This window comes from Bradyrhizobium sp. BTAi1, from assembly GCF_000015165.1.
In the GTDB taxonomy this organism is placed as follows: domain Bacteria; phylum Pseudomonadota; class Alphaproteobacteria; order Rhizobiales; family Xanthobacteraceae; genus Bradyrhizobium; species Bradyrhizobium denitrificans.
On sequence record NC_009485.1, the window covers coordinates 1,569,784 to 1,586,596 of the forward strand.

Here is a 16,813-nt window from a genome sequence, read left to right on the forward strand (position 1 = left end):
CGGTCTCCTAATTGTAGTAGCGCGGTCCGCGGATGTTGGCATGCAGGATCGGCGCATCGTCCGCGGAGCGCTGGTGAGCGGGACGCCGATCGAGATTGTTGGCGAGGATCGACTTGACCGAGCCATAGGTGCGCGCGCCGATGTCGATCGCCCGCGCAGCCGCCGCGTCCAGCCGTTCGCGCCCATAGGAGGCGGCGAGCCTGAGGATGCCGAGGCAGGCGCGGAAGCCTTGTTCGGGGTGCGAGCGCTCGTCGAGAATGAGGTCGCACAATGCGCTGGTTGCCGGCCCGATCGCGGCGGCGTCCTGACGGATACGCCCGATAGTCCAGCCGGCGTAGCGCCGATGGCTGGAGGCCATGTGCTCCGGCACGGTGGTGTGCTTGTGATTGCCCTCATGCGCTGATGCGCGGCAATCCGCTCGCCCTTGTGGAAGATCTCGACGGTGCGGGCGGTGAACCGCACCTCGACCTCGGCACGCGCGAAGCGATGCGGAACGCTGTAATAATGCTTCTCCACCTCGACGTGGTAGTCGAGGCTGACGCGGCGGATCCGCCACTCGGCGAGCACGTAGGGGCTCGCCGGCAACGGCTTGAGCGCCGGCCGGTCGATCTCCTCGAGCAGCCGGCGGCGCGTCACGCCGAGCCGCCGGATCGGCCGCTCCTCGTTGAGCCTGGTGAGCAACTCGCCGATCGCTGCGTTGACCTCGGCGAGGCTGTAGAAGACGCGGTGGCGCAGGCGACCGAGCAGCCAGCGCTCGATGATGAGGACGGCCTGCTCGACCTTGGCCTTGTCGCGCGGCTTGCGAGGTCGCGCCGGCAAGACGGCCGTGCCGTAATGCGCGGCCATCTCCGCATAGGTGCGATTGATCTGCGGGTCGTAGAGGCTCGCCTTGATGACTGCGACTTTGGTGTTGTCAGGCACCAGGAGCGCCGGGACGCCGCCGATCGCCGCGAAGGCGCCAACATGGGCGCTGATCCAGTCGGCGAGCCCCTGCGTCCACGTCGCCTGCGCGTAGGTGAAGCTCGAGGCGCCGAGCACGGCGACGAAGATCTGCGCCGTCCTCCGCTCGCCGGTGAGGCGGTCGACCACCACCGGCACGCCGTCGCCCGCGTAGTCGACGAACAGCTTGTCACCGGCCGCGTGCGCCTGGCGCATCGTCACCGACAGGCGTCCCTCCCAGGCGCGGTAAAGCTCGCAGAAGCGCGAGTACCGGTATCCGCCGGGCTCGGCGCCGATGTACTCCTCCCACAGGATCGACAGCGTCACGTGCTTGCGCTTGAGCTCGCGGTGCACCGCCGCCCAATCGGGCTCGGCGATGCGGCGATGACCCTGCCGGTTACCGTTGCCGGTCTTGGCGAACAGGCGGGCCTCCAGGGCCGCGTCCGTGAGTTCGTCGGGCAACGGCCAGCTCAGGCCTGCGGCCTCGAACCGCCGGATGGTCAGCCGCACTGTCGAGGGCGCCGCGCCCATCCGCCGAGCAATCTCGCGGCTCGGCAGCCCAGCCGCCTTCATCCTGATCACATCGCGCACACGGCGCATCGCAAGCCTCTCCGTCGGCATCCAGGGTCCCCCTTCGCAAAGCCGAAAGGTTGACCCTATGGGAGCCAGAAGAGGTCTCGTCACCCCGGGTTCGCTCTTGCGATACCCGGGCGACATCATCCCGGAATCGTGGGCGACATCATCTCGGAACGGGTGGGCGACTTCAAATCGGAATGGTGGGCGAGATCATCTCGGAATCCTGGGCGACATCGATCGGAATCCGCACGCCAGGGACGGTACTGGCTGGTTGGCGATGTCCAGAACACTCCGGGCCGCTCTCTGTTTGTGCGGCTCTACGAATCGCCAAAAGGCCCGGCAGGTAAATGGACTGACGCGGCGACGGGCGAGCACGGCGACTTGCTGGATATCATCCGTGAGCGCTGCGGTTTCGGCAATTTCCGCGAGGTTGCCGAGGAAGCGCGGCGATTTCTCAAATTGCCTCGTCCCAATCAGGACGTCACTCCCAAAGTCGCTCTCCCAGCGGTGCAGCGTGGATCGCGAGAGGCGGCAAGGCGGCTCTTTGCCATATCGCAACCGATCGAGAGTACTCTCGTGCAGCTATATCTGCGCCGTCGCGGCATTGATGATGTGCATCACGGCGGCAGTCTGCGTTATCAGCCGCGTTGCTACTATCATCCGCCCAACCAGGATGCGCCCGAGATCTGGCCGGCGATGATTGCTCGCGTGACGGATCTCGATGGGACGATCACGGGCGTACACCGTACCTGGCTCGATCCTGAGGGCTTCGAACCTCATCGGCTCGGCAAGGCGCCGATCGATACGCCCCGCCGCGCCATGGGTGATCTTCTCGGCAATGCGGTTCGTTTCGGCATGGCGGATGACGTGCTCGCAGCTGGCGAGGGTATCGAGACCATGCTGTCGCTACGTTGCGTGCTCCCAACCTTGCCGATGGCCGCTGCACTGTCGGCCAATCACCTCGCAGCCATGGCACAGCCGCCGAATTTGCGTCGGCTCTATATCGCGCGTGACGCCGATGCTGCTGGCGACATGGTGCAAGCGGTTCTGTCGCAACGCGCAGAAGTTGCCGGCATTGAGGCGATCCCGTTATCGCCCCGGCTGGGCGACTTCAACGAGGATCTGCACACCTTCGGACTCGACGCCCTTCGCGCATCGATCATGGGGCAAATCGTACCGGAGGACATCGTCCGCTTTTCTCGCGCCGGCTGATGCCGTCGGATAGGCGCGAGCGGCGTCTCTCGGCGTCGACGGCTCGGTCGCGGCGGCCCGATGCCGAAGTGGCACGCGACCACGGCCTTCTAGAGGGCGATCGGACGGCAGGCGGTTCGGGCCGGCAATGGCTGAGGGGCGGCTATTTTCCGCCGGCCCTTGCCACCCCACGCGACGAGTCGCGTGGGGACCCCGACTGCGGGCCTTTGCATCGCGAAGCAAAATAGCCGCCCCTCAGCCATCCTCCGCTGGCGCTGCGGCCCTCCGCGTTGCTCCGGGTGCAGGCCCGTTCCGCCCGCCGTCTGAGTGATCGCCACGAAGGCCGCGATGGGCGCGGCCGATCCGGCAAAGGGACACCTCCTCATGACCGATCGTGACGACATCGAACCGCCGCACGCTTCATCTGCGACCGACCTCGTTCTCAACGAACTGCAGCTCTTTGGCTACCGTCCATTCGACGACCAGCCCGATCCGAGACCGCTGCCCGAAGGTAAGACGATCGCTGGCGCCGTTGCCGACATTTTCGACGCCTTGGTCGCCACACTGAACGACACCCGGCTCGAGCCAGACCTTCCAGATCTGCTCTGGTCGGCAGTCAACCTCTTTCACCGCGCCGCAGACCGAACCAACCGTCAGCTCGACGATAACGAACAGGCGCAACGCAAGAGCCAGCGCGAGCAAGACGGCTCGGAAGTGCGATCCGTCGAACTGGAGCGCTTGACGGCCGAAGGCATCACACTGATCGAACGGCGCAATTGCCTGGAACTCTTCCGCGACCAGGCAATCGAACGCTTTGAGCTCCACACCGGCTCCACTTGGCGTCCTCGATCGGGATCACTCGTCAACCATCGCACGCTCACCGCAGCAATGATCGACTCGCGGGACTTCATCGCCGCCAAACGCCGGGCCGAGACCGAGGTCATGTTGCCAGCAGGACCGAAGATCGCACTGACCGGCGGCCTCGACTTCAACGATCACCGCCTCATCTGGGATCGCCTTGACAAAGTTCACGCCAAACATCCTGACATGGTCCTCATCCATGGCGGCTCGCCAAAAGGCGCGGAGCTGATCGCCTCCAAATGGGCGACCACCCGGAAGGTGCCACAGGTCGCGTTCAAGCCGGACTGGACCCAGCACGCCAAGGCAGCACCATTCAAGCGCAACGACGCGATGCTCGAACTGCTGCCGATCGGCGTCATGCATTTCCCGGGCACTGGAATCCAGGACAATCTCGCTGACAAGGCGAAGCGGCTCGGCATCCCTGTTTGGACATTCGGTGGCGCGTGAGCGCCACCCTGACACGCTTCGGATCCTACCACCCAGGTGGAGTTGCAGCGCCGCAACTCCGCCTCGTTTCGCTCATATGTCAAACCTGCGCCGCGGTGGTGGTGGAAGGCGCGACCATGACATCTATTGCACATGGAGCCACCACCATGCTCGCCCTTGGACTTCTTCTCAATATCGTTGGCATCGGCTTGTTCTGCTGGCTGACCTTCACGCTGGCGGTATACGCTCTGCCATTTTTTGTAGCCATGAATGCCGGCATGTTAGTTCTACAGAGTGGTGCCGGCGTTCCCGGCGCGTTGATTGTTGCCGTCGCCGTCGGCGTCATGACGCTGGCGATCGCTCGAATCGCGTTCGCCACGACCCAGTCGTTGATTTTGCGTGCGGTCATAGCATCGGTGTTTGCTTTGCCGGCGTCATTTGCTGGCTATCACGTCACTCTCGCGATGGCACAAATCGGAGCACCTTCGCTTGTCTGGCGGGAGCTTTTCGCTTGCTTTGGGGCGATCTTCATCGGCGGCACGGCTTGGACGCGTTTAACTGTCTTTACAGAGCCCGGCCCGCTTGAGCCGGGCAGGGCGGTCAGCGACAGTCCTCGCCCAGTTCTCACGGCCGCCGCGCGCGAATGATGATCTGCTGACCCTCGTCGTCGAACAGGTTTGCGCAGATCAACGCGCGGGGTGTTCGGGAGCTGAGCGAAAGAATATCGGGTCTTTCCAGAGCACTTCGGGCCAGCTGGCGATTACTCCCGCTCCGTCCTCGAAGTGGAAGGGCCTCTCTCTGGAGGTCTCTCTCGGCGCCGATGCCGCTATTTCCCGCATTCTGTTTCTTTCTCTACGCCCAACCGTTTCGACCTCTTGTACGGCAGAACCGAGATTAGCCAACTCTTCTCCCGAGGTTATGTTTCAGCACGCGACGCACCGGGCCTCCGTGATGGCTCGATCTGGCCGAAGACCGGCTGCGCCTCGATCGTCTGAGCCGCAACGCTGTCGCAGTGACTTTCTTCCCCTGGGCTTCGCCCATTCCTCGCGCGAGCCAAGAAAGCATGCCCCCGCGAAGGCGGGGGTCGCTGCGACAGCATCCTCCGCTGCGCTCCGGCCCTTCGGGTGCGTCGCCGATCGTCCCCGGCCTCAAAGATCGCCATCGAGGCCGCGGTGGTCGCGGGCTTGAAACACAAACAGGAGAAGAGACATGGCTACCATCGGTTCGTTCAAGAAGGTCGGAAACGATTACCAGGGCGAAATCGCTACCCTCAGCCTGAAGGCCAAAGGCGTTCGCATCGTCGCGGAATCCAACCTCTCCAACGACAAGGCTCCGAGCCACCGTGTTTTCGTGGGCCGCGACGTCGAGATCGGCGCCGCCTGGTCGAAGCGCTCAGAGGAAGGTCGCGACTACCTCTCGCTCAAGCTGGACGATCCCTCCTTCACGGCGCCGATCTACGCTAACCTGTTCAACGACGAGGGTGGTGAAGGCTTCAACCTGCTGTGGTCGCGGCCGCGAAAGAACGGCGAGTAAGACCGGCTCTCAAAGCCCCGCCCGAGACAAGCGGGCGGGGCTTCTGCTTCACACAATACTCAGCAAACGGCCGCGCCGATTGAAGAACAAAGCACGTTGACCAGCGCCTACGACTTGGTCGCCCGCCCGGCGCGCCTAAGCAGGTCTCCCGGCTCGATTCCCAATGCGTCCGCAATTTGCCCGAGCACCGTGACGCTTGCCGACACGTCGCCGCGCTCGATCGCGCCGACATAATGGGCGCTTAGGCCCGCGTGCTCAGCCAGCTCCTCTTGCGTCATTTCCAGATCATGGCGCTTGCGACGCAGGTTCACTGCCATGATCTCCTTGAGATCCATGGCAGTATGTGAATCCGAGCCAGAACGATCGTTCCGGGAACGATCGTTCTATTCGTCGCAGAACATGTTATTCTACTTATTACGCGGTGATGGCCCGCCCTTATCAGTGTAAAAGGGCAACCAAAATGGTGCTGGCGGCGCTGGCCCGAATGAGGCTAAAGTAAGTCCTTGAGATCAGCGGGAATTAGAATCATTCGCTTTATGAAGCGCTCATGAAAAAGCCACCGGCAGATCCGGACGTTGCCGACCTTGCGCCAACGGATCCTGTGCTCACGGTCTACGACGAAGAGCATATCGTTACTTATTTGCGCATGCTCGATGCAGACGCGGAGGGAGCCGACTGGTGCGAGGTGGCGCAAATCGTTCTCCACATCGATCCAGAGCTCGAGCACGACCGCGCTAGACGTGCGTTCGATAGTCACCTGACCCGCGCAAAGTGGATGACGGAGCATGGTTATCGCCATCTGCTCCGAGGTGGTGCTTCAAACCCAAACCTTTGAAGTCTTGCGTAGAACAATTTGCTATCTGGCCGCTGGGTTCGATCTATTGCATCACGCGATGCACGATCGGGGGCTAGCTACAACTCCTGCTCGTCACGATTATTGCGCCGCAATCGAGCTGTGTAGTGGGACGCGTACATGTCGAAAATCAACTGGAGATCGTCTGCAGAATTTTACGGTCGTGTTGAGGGAGCGGAAATGACCGGCTTGGCCTGGGAGTGCTTGCGCCGCAATCCTGCTTTCCAGCGGGCGGCCCCGCCGCCTGGTGTCAGCGCGAGTATCGAGTTTCGACAGCAATGGGGGTTGGTTTTTCGCAGCTGATCCCGGTCAGTCCTATCTTGAGCAGACGATCTTCTGGGCGCCAGAAGTGCTGGCGACGGTCATACCCGTACGTCCCGCGCTGATCGCCGGCCCGTATTCGCCCGTCCGCCTGGACCTCAGCAACCTGGACGATGGTCAGTTGCGGCAGGGCCCTGACGGCTGGCACGCGGTCATGCACCTGCGCGGCGTAGAGCACCGCATCTGGTGCAAAGAGGCGCCGCTCGTCTCGGCTGCCTACACTGTTGAATACCCGCTCGATCGTGACTTCGAATTCAGGGTCGATGCGGGCAGGCGCTTGTGGCGAGGCCTCAACGGCAGACCGCAGGGAGCGCCGCTCCATGCGCTCTCAGTCTACCGCCGCCGGCGGCTCGCGCTTGCCTTGCGCGCGCTCGACGCCCGGACGGACGGCGCCACTTATCGCGAGATCGCTGAAGTCCTGCTGCCCGCTCACCGCATTGGCAAGCGGGACTGGCGAACGCACGACTTGCGCAGCCAGATCGTCCGCCTGGTCAAGACAGGTTTCGCCTTGGCGCAAGATGGCTACCGCGCCCTGTTAAGACCACCCTCGCGAAGGAAGTAGCGCTGCCTTTGGGGGTATCGAAACTGCACCCCCTCATGTTCGGCATCCCCCTTCGAGGTTCTTCTCCGTCATTGTCCCCGTCAGCGCGCCACCAACCTCGTTGGCGCTCCACACGGCCACGGAGCCTTTCAGATGTCCGATCTGAACCTCGTTACATCGCCACGATATCTTCGAACGTCCGAAGCAGCGCGATACCTGAGCCTTTCACCCCGCACGCTCGAGAAACACCGTACGTACGGTACCGGTCCTGCTTACCGGAAAATCGGCGGTCGCGTCATCTATGCGGTTGCTGATCTCAAAGCCTGGGCAGACGTCGGCACCAGAAAGTCAACCAGCGATCCAGGTACAGGCACCGTACTGCCGGCCAAGCGGCACGCTCCCATCGCTTACGCAGGAAAAGAGCGGCGCTGACCCATGAAGAAACACGTTCATCATCCCGAGAGCAACTCAACGAAAGAGGTCAGAGTCGGCGACCTCACGACCGTTGAAATCCTGTGGCTCGAAAAACGCATCGAAAACCGCGTTCGGTTCGGTCGATCCGTTGTGGAGAAGATCATCGACCGCAATCGACGCGTGCTGTCATTCGCCCCTGGCAGCATCTTCGCGTTTGTGCGTTGGACGTCCAACGACTTTGGGACGATGCTGTCCCGCATCGATATCCTGCGCGCAGCGACGCCTGGACAGCGCTATTCCACCGTGCCCTGGATCACGCCGGGCGGTGAGAGCCTGTTGCGACTTTCCGGTTGGCCGAAGGTCGAACGGGTGCTGCAGATGATCGATATCGTCGAGGCGCTCGACGTCGATCCTGCCGACGCAGCACCTGAGTATTGGCACCACGTTCATAACCGAGTGTCGGTCAACGAAGCACCCCGGCCATACACCCGGTCGCGTCATCAGGCCTGGCTCCATCGGCGGCGGGTGATGCCATGAACGCGCGGTGTGCGACGATTTTCACGACAATTGCGACAACAGGCCTTCTCCTCGCGACGCTCGGCGGAGCACCGCCGCACTTCATATGGAACGCATCAAACAGCGTTCCGATCGGCCTTTATCGCGTTCAACCTGCGACACAGATAGCCGTTACTGACCTCGTTGCAGTACAGCCGCCTGAGCTTCTTGCCGCATTCCTTGACCTCAATGGCTATCTCCCGACCGGGGTCCCCATGCTCAAGCGCGTGTTGGCGCTTCCTGGACAAACCGTCTGCAGAATAGGCCTGACGGTCACTGTCGATGGCGTCGATGTGGGGCAGGCACACGAGCGCGACAGACGCGGCCGTCCGCTTCCCGCCTGGCATGGATGCCGCGCGATCGCTGATGGCGATATCTTTGTCATGAACTGGCAGTCCGCAGACTCGCTAGATGGTCGATACTTTGGACCGATCCCCGCATCCTCAGTCATCGGCAGGGCGGTACCGTTGTGGACCGAGGAGGAGTGACCGTGCGGGGCGGCATCACCCTTTCGACTGGTTTGGGTTCGTCCGAACCCGCTCGAATCCTTCCTTACCGGAGCAGTCTCGATGATGAAAAACCGGCGCTCGCCTCGCAACGGAAGAGCCATTCCCGTGCGTTGACGGGCGCGATTGGGCTGCTCCGCTCGCGCCGGTCAATGGCGCACGTCATCGTCGCCATCGCGCCATTTGTGTGCCATGTGGCCGTCGCGGTGGCCTTCGGCGTGACCGTACACGCGCAAACCGCGCCGCGTCCGGGCGGCATCGATCGGTTCGCCGGATGCATCGCGGAAGCATCCGTTCGCTTCGCCGTGCCGGTAAGCTGGATCCGCGCTGTGATGCAGGTGGAGAGCTCAGGCGACCAACGTGCGACGTCGTCTCGGGGGGCGATGGGCCTGATGCAGCTGATGCCAGGAACTTGGGCTGAGCTCAGCGCCCGCTATCGCTTGGGCCTCGATCCATTCGATCCCCGTGACAACATCTTAGCAGGCACCGCGTACCTCAAAGAGTTGCACGATCGCTTCGGGCAAGCGGGTTTTCTTGCAGCCTATCATGCCGGTCCGACGCGATATGAGCAGCATCTCGTAACGGGAAAGCCGCTTCCACCCAAAACTACGGCCTACGTCGCGGCGGTCACACCATTGCCGGACAACGAGCAACGTGAACATACCGCAGCTGACGGCAGGCATGCACTTCCTTGGCGGCAGGCGCCCTTGTTTGTTGAGCGGGGGGCGCACCGTGACGGACGTTCGGTTTGCATTCGAAACGCTGCACGGGCGATGCCTTTGGCCCGCGCTCTACTCGTCGCTTCGCTCCTCACCGAGCCACCCTACGGGTGTCTCGGCCCTTCGGGTAGCGATCGCTATCGCAAGCGCTCGCTTTGCTCGCAAACAGTGGGGCGCATCTCGCAAATCGCCGCCAGCATCGAGAGTCTGTTGGCTTGGAAGTTGGACGCTGGGAACGAGCGACCGAGGAGGGCAGGATAAAGCGCACAAGGTGCGCGCGGTCGGTTGGGATGGGGACTGCCTGAAAATTCCAGCGATCCGGCAAACATTGCGCAATATCAGGCACACCTTGCGACTTTCGGCAAAGCGTTATCGCCGCTCATCTATCCACACCCTATGAGCCCAAGATGACCAGAAGCGACGATTTTCGGATCCGTCCAGGTCGCATCCGCTCGACGCGCGCGGCGCGTACAAAACCGTTCCTGGCGCAGGCGCTCCAAGCCGCGCAGAAGGCTGGCGGACTCTCGCGGGCCGGCCAGAGACGCGGCAGTACGTTTGGGCGTGGCCGCGCCGCGAGCCTTGCCGCGTCAAGACTCCTAGGCAGCCGTGCTCGCGGCGCTGTCATCAAGGCGCAAGTGGTCCGGCGGATGCGATCGCCGGGTGCGCTGCGCGCCCATATCGGATATCTCCAGCGCGACGGGGTGACCCGCGATGGGGCGCCCGGCAAATTGTTCGATGCCGCCGGAGACGAGGCCGACGGCCGAGCCTTCACTGAGCGTTGCAAGGACGACCGGCATCATTTCCGGTTCATCGTCTCGCCCGATGATGCCGGCGAGCTCTCGAGCTTGCGGACCTTCACCCGCGAGCTCATGGACCAGGCCTCGCGCGACCTCGGCACGCGGCTCGATTGGGTCGCCATCGACCATTGGAACACCGAGCACCCACACGTCCATATCCTCGTGAGAGGCCGCGCCGATGACGGCCAAGACCTCGTCATCAGCCGCGACTATATTTCGACGGGCTTGCGTGCCCGCGCTGGCGATCTCGTTACTCGCGAGCTCGGTCCGCGATCGGAGCTTGAGGTCCGTCGTGGTCTTGAGAATGAGACGACGGCCGAACGCTGGACACGGATCGATCGGGTGCTTGCCCGGGAAGCGGGGGCGGCGGATGGGGTCATTGATGTCAGGCCGAGCCGGGATGTCGCGGCCGATCCGCTGCGGGAGCTTAGAATTGGTCGGATGCGGACCCTGGAGCGGCTGGGTCTGGCTGAACCTGCGGGGCCAGCACGCTGGGTGCTCGCGCCTGACGCAGAACTCCGCTTGCGGGAGCTAGGCGAGCGCGGCGATATCATCAAGCGGCTGCACAAGAGCCTGACGAAGGATGGTGCCACACGCGCCCCGTCATCCTGGGCGCTCGAAGGCGAACGCCATGGCGAGCCCGTGATCGGCCGCCTCATCGCCCGCGGGCTGGATGACGAGTTGAGGGGCTCAGCATTCGCCGTCGTCGACGGCATCGACGGGCGCGTTCATCATCTCAAGCTCCCCGATATTGAAGCGGCTGGGGATGGTCCAATCGGCGGGATCGTGGAGCTCCGCCATTTCGATGATGCAAGGGGCCGTCAGCGGATCGCACTCGCGGTCCGCTCGGATCTCAGTCTCGACCAGCAGGTGGTAGCGGAGGGGGCGACCTGGCTCGACCGCCGGCTGGTGGCCCGAGAAGGTGCAGAGCTTTCGCGGGCCGGTTTCGGCGCCGAGGTTCGTGCTGCGCTCGATCGGCGGATCGATATTTTGGCAGAGCAGGGCCTTGTCCGCCGCGACGGAGACAAGGTCACAATCGGGCGCAACCTTGTCGCTACGCTGCGCAGCCGCGAGCTCGACGTGATCGGACGGCGTCTCGCTTCGGAAACGGGACTGTCGCATTTGCCCGCCGAGGCAGGGGAGACAGTCACAGGAGTTTATCGCCAACGGCTATCCCTTGCTTCCGGCCGCTTCGCAATGATCGACAATGGTTTGGGATTTCAGCTTGTACCCTGGACACCTTCCCTGGAACGCGAGCTTGGCCGGCACGTCAACGGCATCGCCGGTCCCGGTGGCGTTGAATGGAGTCTCGGACGCAAGCGGGACCTCGCGGTCTGACCATCCGGTTTCTACGCCACGGCGCGCGTGATCACGACAGCGACTGGATCGCTGTTGAATGTCAGCCGGACTTGCGCATCCCTCTGTGCATGTCCGCAACCAAAATCCTCTGGGGCCAGCTTTTCTTTGCGTCGCTGCTCGTGCTTGCCTTTCTCTGGACAGCCACCGAGTGGACCGCTTGGCGGCTCGGCTTTCAGCCGCAACTCGGGCCGGCCTGGTTCATGATCGGGCCCTGGCCCATGTATCAACCATTGGCCCTCTTCATCTGGTGGTTCAAATTCGACGCTTATGCGCCAACGATTTTCCTTCAGGGTGGGTGCATCGCCGCAAGCGGCGGGATCGCAGCCATGGCCGTTACCATGATCCTCTCGGTCTGGCGTGCAAAGGAAGCTCAGCACGTTACGACTTATGGTTCGGCGCAGTGGGCCGATGCGCGGGAGGTGCGCCGTGCCGGCCTTCTTGGGCCCGATGGCGTCGTGCTCGGTCGTCTGGGCGATCGCTACCTGCGGCACAACGGTCCCGAACACGTGCTGTGTTTTGCGCCGACGAGGTCGGGAAAGGGCGTTGGTCTCGTCATCCCGACCCTTCTGACGTGGCCGTATTCCACTGTTGTCCACGACATCAAGGGCGAAAACCTCCAATTGACCTCCGGCTTTCGAGCCCAGCTCGGGTCGGTGCTACTGTTTGATCCGACTAATCCCGCGAGCGCTGCTTACAATCCATTGCTCGAGATCCGTAAAGGAGACAATGAGGTACGCGACGCGCAGAATATCGCCGACATTCTCGTTGACCCCGAAGGAGCGCTCGAGCGGCGCAATCATTGGGAGAAAACCAGCCATTCTCTGCTGGTCGGTGCCATCCTGCACGTCCTCTACGCCGAGGCCGACAAGACGCTGGCGGGGGTCGCCAACTTCCTGTCGGATCCGTTACGCCCAATCGAAGCAACCCTGAACGCCATGTTGGCGACACCGCACCTCGGCGAGCGCGTCCATCCGGTGGTGGCCTCGGCGGCACGCGAGCTCCTCAACAAGAGTGAGAACGAGCGATCGGGCGTGTTGTCGACGACCATGAGCTTCCTGGGACTTTACCGCGACCCTGTGGTTGCCAAGGTGACGGGCCGAAGCGACTGGCGCATCCGTGATCTGGTTGATGGGGATCAACCGATATCTCTGTATCTTGTGATACCACCCTCCGACATCGCCCGCACAAAGCCGCTGATGCGCCTCATCCTCAATCAGATTGGACGGCGGCTGACCGAAAGCTTGGATACCGACCGACGGCGGCAAAAGCTGCTCCTGATGCTCGATGAGTTCGCAGCCCTCGGCCGGCTAGACTTTTTTGAAAGTCAGCTAACCTTCATGGCAGGTTACGGGATCCGAAGCTTCCTGATCACCCAGAGCTTAAATCAGCTTGAACGCGCCTATGGCCCGAACCACGCGATTCTGGACAATTGCCACATCCGGATCGCGTTCTCCACCAATGACGAGCGCACCGCCAAGCGCGTATCGGACGCGCTCGGGACCGCAACCGAGATGCGCGCGATGAAGAACTATGCCGGTCATCGCCTCTCGCCGTGGCTCGGCCATTTGATGGTGAGCCGCCAGGAGACGTCGCGTCCGTTGCTAACGCCTGGAGAGATTATGCAACTCTCCCCCAACGAGGCAATTGTGATGGTCTCCGGGCTGCATCCGATCCGCGCCACCAAGGTCCGCTACTATGAAGATCCTCAATTCCAACGCCGGATCTTGAAGCCATCGGACGCGATGCCGATCGACCGGGCCGCGCGATCGGACGAGTGGTCAGGACGTGGGCCAATTCCTCCATCGGTCAAATTGCTGACCGCTCTCAAGAACAAGGCGCGCGATCAGAATGGCGGCATTCGCCGCGAACCGGAGCTGCCGCAGCAAGAAGAGGTCATCGTGAAGGCGCCACTCGCCGAGAACGAGTTTGATGCTGCGCCCGATGAGGGTGACGCTGAAGCCGTGCAGGCATCAGCGTTAAATCGATCAATGCAGGGCCTGGCACGCGCTGTCAGCCTCGATCCTGACGACAAGATGGGCCTGTAAGCAGGCAAGATGAAAAAGACCCAGCTCAGCATTTACCTCGATCCAGAGATATTCGCGAGCCTGGACGCCTACGCCAAGCATCAGGGCAAGCCGAAGTCGCTGGTGGCCGAGGCCGCGATCGGGTCGTTTCTTTCCCCTGACGATTCCGATCGGCGCGAGGCTGTGATCGCCAAGCGCCTGGACAGGATCGTGCGGGTGCTGGAGCGGCTCGAACGCAATGATGGCATCACGCTCGAGACCATAGCCCTGTTCATTCGCTTCTGGCTGACGTCAACGCCGGCTCTCCCAGAGCAGTCGAGCCAAGCAGCGCGTGCCAAAGGCGCCGAACGCTACGATCGCTTTGTCGAAGCACTCGGCCGGCGTCTCTCCAGTGGATCGACGGTTCTCAACGAAGTCAGTATCGAATCTCCTGAACTCGGAAGCGCGGCGCAAGTCAAAGATTAGGCCCGTTCTCCCTAAGGATGATACGATTTCGCCCTGAAGAAGAGCCGCGGGCCCAGACAGCCTCATTCGCGAAAGCCGTTGCAACTATTTTGAGAAGCGATCGCCGCCGGTTCTGGTGATCGCTCAGACCGCAATGCGCCAAACAGATCATCCCTCCGCTGATACTCCGTTGCCGATCAACGCGACTCCGCATCTCCTTTCTTTTCTTACGCCAGAGCATGATCGGCAGTTCTGCTCTGTTGAGCCCAGGCTCAGCCTGCCTTTTCTGTCGTTCCCGTCAGATTGGCACCTCCTCAATCGTCTCGCGAAGCCGCGGTCTCGATCATGGGGACGTTAGGGAACATCGGATGCAACAACTCGCCGAATTGGGTACGCAGGTTGATCGCGTTGACGTTCAAGCTGGGCGCAAGCGCAAAACCTCCGCGCGTCGCAAGGTAACGGTTCGGCTCAGCGAAAGTGTCTGTGGTCGGCTTGACGTCGCGAGCGACCGACCGGGCGTCGGCAAGAGCATGCTGGTTGAAGCTGCTCTCGAGCATTTCATGAGTCCCGCGCCATCGCTCGAATCCCTGTTGCGCGAACGATTAGACGATATGCACACCCGGTTCGACCACCTCGAGCGCGATATGCGGATGATCGCTGAGACCGTCGCGCTACACGCGCGATACCAGTTGGCAGTGACCCCACCTGTATCGCAAGAGCGGCAACAAGAGGCGATCCGCCTGGGTGACGAGCGGTTCAGAGTTTTGGCGCAGCAGGTCGACCGCCGCGTCCAACAGCGCCGGCCTCTCATGCAGGAGACGATCGAATCTCTGCATTCCCAAAGCCAGGGCGGAGTGGAGCACGAGACAGGCGAGGGGGCTACCCAGACCGCGGAGCCGCAGCAACACGGTCAAAAAGCTGGCCCTGAACGCTCCGATGTTGCCCAGGGTCTCAACCCTGGAGAAGGAGTAAGCCGTTCGCGCGGTGACCGCGATCATGGCGAGAGCTCGCCGGACGCGCGGAGAGACTCGCGGCAAAACTCACGTCCGATGCCGCCAAATTCCAATCCGAACCCAAGAGGCACGTCTGATGTATCGAGAAAAGAATCACTTCCTACATGGCGCATAGTCCTCTCAGTGTTTATTCCCTTTGCGGCGGGCTATTACCTCGCTTACTTGTTTCGGACGATTAATGCCGCGATCTCACCGGCATTAGCATCTGAGTTCGGCCTCGACGCCGCCGAGACTGGGCTGCTCGCGTCAGTCTATTTCCTGGTGTTCGGGGTGGCCCAGATTCCCGTAGGAATCTTTTTGGATCGTTTTGGGCCGCGTCGGGTCCAAGGCGTGCTACTGGTCATTGCCGCTGGCGGTGCCACGCTGTTCGGTAATGCCTCGAGCCTCCCAGAACTCCTCTTTGCGCGCGGCATGATTGGGCTTGGCGTCGCCGGCTCGTTGATGGCCGGACTCAAGTCCATTGTCACCTGGTTTCCGAGAGAACGTGTCGCGCTTGCCAACGGCTGGATGATCATGTTGGGCTCGCTTGGCGCAGTGACAGCAACCGCGCCAACCGATTGGTTGCTGAATTACGTTGGTTGGCGCAGCCTCTTTGAGATTCTGACGATCGGGACCTTTGCGGTGAGTGGGCTCATTTACATGGTCGTTCCGGAGCGCGTCGGCGATTCACAGACCGCCACCACCGCCCGAAAGCCGCTTACCTTGTGGTCGGTCTATTCAGATCCGCGATTCCTGCGAATAGCACCGCTTTCTGCGACCTGCATTGGATCGGCCTGGGCGCTGCAGTCATTGTGGGCTTCGGCCTGGCTCACGGACGTGGAAGGGCTCGACGGGCAGAGCCGGGTCTCTCATATGCTCTTCATGGCCGTTGGCCTAAGTTTTGGAGCTCTGCGGCTTGGCTGATCGCCTGCGCAAACTCAATACGAGGACAGAGGTCCTTTTGGCTAGCGTGGGAGCGCTGTTCATCGTGGCCCAACTCGCTCTGCTCCTCCGCATCCCACTGCCGTCGCTTCTACCTTGGTCGATCGTGTCGATAGCCGGAGCCGCAACCGTCCTAAGCTTTGCGGTCGTAGCCGATTATTTCCCAAGGGAATTTGCCGCGCGCAGCAATGGCGCCTTGAACCTCTTGCACTTCTGCTGGGCGTTTACGATCCAATACGGCATCGGGTTCTTGGTGGCGCAATGGCCATCTCAGGGGGGACACTATCCAGTCGTGGCCTATCAGACCGCGTTTGGTCTTTGCCTTGTATTTCAGGCGGCCGCACTGGTGTGGTTTGCGATGCCGTGGATTCGAACGTTAGGCCGGAATGCCTTTGGAGATCCTCTTGGAAGCCTCGCGGGATCTCGTGGCTCTTCTGTTGAAGAGCCGATCCTTGAGGCGTGCGCAGGAGGCGATTGGTAAGAGAATGTCGGCTGCTTGAATGCGATTTCCGATCAGAACCCGAAAACGGACGAGCACCCGGGATTGTCCCCGGTGCGGACAAAATATAGGTCTCATATTTTGCGGCTGCGCGAAGAAGCCAAGGCTCTTTCGCATGGAATGGAGCGTGAGAGCCCGTTGACCAAGGCCCGCCAGTGCGAGACCGGAACGCACTTGAGCGATTGGCTGCGCTCACCGGGTTTGCAGCCATCGAATTTGATAGCTGCCGCAGCCCGACTGCTTTCGCTCGGCCTACATGATGGTCACAGGCACTTGGCTCACGCCAAGCCGTCGGCGCGCGGTCGATTTAATACACCGTTG

Annotated in this window: 17 protein-coding genes and 1 pseudogene; 16 read left to right on the plus strand and 2 right to left on the minus strand. The window is 62.0% G+C overall.

What is annotated here, in order from left to right; genetic code table 11:
• Positions 1-7 precede the first annotated feature (7 nt).
• A pseudogene (gene istA, locus BBTA_RS06910) lies at positions 8-1,539 on the minus strand (IS21 family transposase).
• 129 nt (positions 1,540-1,668) lie between these two features.
• On the opposite strand from istA, the gene BBTA_RS06915 reads away from it, so the two are divergent.
• From BBTA_RS06915 to BBTA_RS06930, 4 genes are all read left to right on the plus strand, one after another.
• A complete protein-coding gene (locus BBTA_RS06915; protein ID WP_244424376.1) occupies positions 1,669-2,727 on the plus strand; it encodes a toprim domain-containing protein in 1,059 nt (352 codons plus the stop codon).
• Positions 2,728-3,090: 363 nt separating this feature from the next.
• The gene (locus BBTA_RS06920; protein ID WP_041751297.1) at positions 3,091-4,014 is read left to right on the plus strand and encodes a DUF2493 domain-containing protein; all 924 of its coding nucleotides are present in this window, start codon (positions 3,091-3,093) and stop codon (positions 4,012-4,014) included.
• A 146-nt stretch (positions 4,015-4,160) separates the two neighbouring features.
• The gene (locus BBTA_RS06925; RefSeq protein WP_041750414.1) at positions 4,161-4,640 is read left to right on the plus strand and encodes a hypothetical protein; all 480 of its coding nucleotides are present in this window, start codon (positions 4,161-4,163) and stop codon (positions 4,638-4,640) included.
• A 562-nt stretch (positions 4,641-5,202) separates the two neighbouring features.
• Complete coding sequence (locus BBTA_RS06930) at positions 5,203-5,526, plus strand: DUF736 domain-containing protein (protein ID WP_012041740.1); 324 nt, start codon at positions 5,203-5,205, stop codon at positions 5,524-5,526.
• A 107-nt stretch (positions 5,527-5,633) separates the two neighbouring features.
• Here BBTA_RS06930 and BBTA_RS06935 read toward each other — a convergent pair whose 3' ends face one another.
• Positions 5,634-5,861 (minus strand): helix-turn-helix domain-containing protein, encoded by a 228-nt coding sequence (locus BBTA_RS06935; protein WP_012041741.1) that lies wholly within the window; start codon positions 5,859-5,861, stop codon positions 5,634-5,636.
• 212 nt (positions 5,862-6,073) lie between these two features.
• Between BBTA_RS06935 and BBTA_RS38675 the strand changes: the two genes are divergently transcribed.
• The 12 genes from BBTA_RS38675 (at position 6,074) to BBTA_RS41260 (ending at position 16,474) form a co-directional block, all read left to right on the plus strand.
• On the plus strand, positions 6,074-6,361 hold the full coding sequence (locus BBTA_RS38675) for a DNA -binding domain-containing protein (RefSeq protein ID WP_012041742.1): 288 nt from the start codon (positions 6,074-6,076) through the stop codon (positions 6,359-6,361).
• A 198-nt stretch (positions 6,362-6,559) separates the two neighbouring features.
• The gene (locus tag BBTA_RS41765) at positions 6,560-6,682 is read left to right on the plus strand and encodes a transcriptional regulator domain-containing protein (protein WP_371260203.1); all 123 of its coding nucleotides are present in this window, start codon (positions 6,560-6,562) and stop codon (positions 6,680-6,682) included.
• Positions 6,683-6,728: 46 nt separating this feature from the next.
• On the plus strand, positions 6,729-7,262 hold the full coding sequence (locus BBTA_RS41090) for a DUF2285 domain-containing protein (protein WP_244424377.1): 534 nt from the start codon (positions 6,729-6,731) through the stop codon (positions 7,260-7,262).
• Positions 7,263-7,394: 132 nt separating this feature from the next.
• Positions 7,395-7,673, plus strand: coding sequence for an AlpA family transcriptional regulator (locus BBTA_RS38685; RefSeq protein WP_012041744.1), 279 nt, complete (start codon positions 7,395-7,397; stop codon positions 7,671-7,673).
• 3 nt (positions 7,674-7,676) lie between these two features.
• The gene (locus tag BBTA_RS06950) at positions 7,677-8,192 is read left to right on the plus strand and encodes a DUF2840 domain-containing protein (protein ID WP_012041745.1); all 516 of its coding nucleotides are present in this window, start codon (positions 7,677-7,679) and stop codon (positions 8,190-8,192) included.
• Entirely contained in the window at positions 8,189-8,698 is a 510-nt protein-coding gene (locus BBTA_RS38690; RefSeq protein ID WP_083780616.1) for a S26 family signal peptidase, read from the plus strand. The genes BBTA_RS06950 and BBTA_RS38690 overlap by 4 nt, the downstream gene beginning before the upstream one ends.
• 2 nt (positions 8,699-8,700) lie before the next feature.
• Positions 8,701-9,696 carry a lytic transglycosylase domain-containing protein gene (locus tag BBTA_RS38060; protein WP_244424378.1) on the plus strand — a complete coding sequence of 332 codons (996 nt, stop codon included), beginning with the start codon at positions 8,701-8,703 and terminating at the stop codon, positions 9,694-9,696.
• A 146-nt stretch (positions 9,697-9,842) separates the two neighbouring features.
• Positions 9,843-11,570, plus strand: coding sequence for a VirD2 family relaxase/mobilization nuclease (locus tag BBTA_RS06965; protein ID WP_012041748.1), 1,728 nt, complete (start codon positions 9,843-9,845; stop codon positions 11,568-11,570).
• An 89-nt stretch (positions 11,571-11,659) separates the two neighbouring features.
• The gene (locus BBTA_RS06970; protein ID WP_041751301.1) at positions 11,660-13,636 is read left to right on the plus strand and encodes a conjugal transfer protein TraG; all 1,977 of its coding nucleotides are present in this window, start codon (positions 11,660-11,662) and stop codon (positions 13,634-13,636) included.
• Positions 13,637-13,645: 9 nt separating this feature from the next.
• Positions 13,646-14,080: a hypothetical protein gene (locus BBTA_RS06975; RefSeq protein WP_012041750.1), complete on the plus strand. Its 435-nt coding sequence runs from the start codon at positions 13,646-13,648 to the stop codon at positions 14,078-14,080.
• Between the two features lie 347 nt (positions 14,081-14,427).
• Positions 14,428-15,975, plus strand: a complete 1,548-nt coding sequence (locus BBTA_RS41255) for a nitrate/nitrite transporter (protein WP_244424379.1) — start codon at positions 14,428-14,430, stop codon at positions 15,973-15,975.
• Positions 15,968-16,474 (plus strand): hypothetical protein, encoded by a 507-nt coding sequence (locus BBTA_RS41260; RefSeq protein WP_244424380.1) that lies wholly within the window; start codon positions 15,968-15,970, stop codon positions 16,472-16,474. Before BBTA_RS41255 ends, BBTA_RS41260 begins: the two co-directional genes overlap by 8 nt.
• The last annotated feature ends 339 nt before the right edge of the window (positions 16,475-16,813 follow it).

Excerpts from the sequence above, each read along its gene's own strand:
- BBTA_RS06920 (WP_041751297.1), top strand. The coding sequence starts at position 3,091 with ATGACCGATCGTGACGACATCGAACCGCCGCACGCTTCATCTGCGACC.
- BBTA_RS06925 (WP_041750414.1), top strand. The coding sequence starts at position 4,161 with ATGCTCGCCCTTGGACTTCTTCTCAATATCGTTGGCATCGGCTTGTTC.
- BBTA_RS06930 (WP_012041740.1), top strand. The coding sequence starts at position 5,203 with ATGGCTACCATCGGTTCGTTCAAGAAGGTCGGAAACGATTACCAGGGC.
- BBTA_RS06935 (WP_012041741.1), bottom strand. The coding sequence starts at position 5,861 with ATGGATCTCAAGGAGATCATGGCAGTGAACCTGCGTCGCAAGCGCCAT.
- BBTA_RS38675 (WP_012041742.1), top strand. The coding sequence starts at position 6,074 with ATGAAAAAGCCACCGGCAGATCCGGACGTTGCCGACCTTGCGCCAACG.
- BBTA_RS41765 (WP_371260203.1), top strand. The coding sequence starts at position 6,560 with ATGACCGGCTTGGCCTGGGAGTGCTTGCGCCGCAATCCTGCTTTCCAG.
- BBTA_RS38685 (WP_012041744.1), top strand. The coding sequence starts at position 7,395 with ATGTCCGATCTGAACCTCGTTACATCGCCACGATATCTTCGAACGTCC.
- BBTA_RS06950 (WP_012041745.1), top strand. The coding sequence starts at position 7,677 with ATGAAGAAACACGTTCATCATCCCGAGAGCAACTCAACGAAAGAGGTC.
- BBTA_RS38690 (WP_083780616.1), top strand. The coding sequence starts at position 8,189 with ATGAACGCGCGGTGTGCGACGATTTTCACGACAATTGCGACAACAGGC.
- BBTA_RS06965 (WP_012041748.1), top strand. The coding sequence starts at position 9,843 with ATGACCAGAAGCGACGATTTTCGGATCCGTCCAGGTCGCATCCGCTCG.
- BBTA_RS06970 (WP_041751301.1), top strand. The coding sequence starts at position 11,660 with ATGTCCGCAACCAAAATCCTCTGGGGCCAGCTTTTCTTTGCGTCGCTG.
- BBTA_RS06975 (WP_012041750.1), top strand. The coding sequence starts at position 13,646 with ATGAAAAAGACCCAGCTCAGCATTTACCTCGATCCAGAGATATTCGCG.
- BBTA_RS41255 (WP_244424379.1), top strand. The coding sequence starts at position 14,428 with ATGCAACAACTCGCCGAATTGGGTACGCAGGTTGATCGCGTTGACGTT.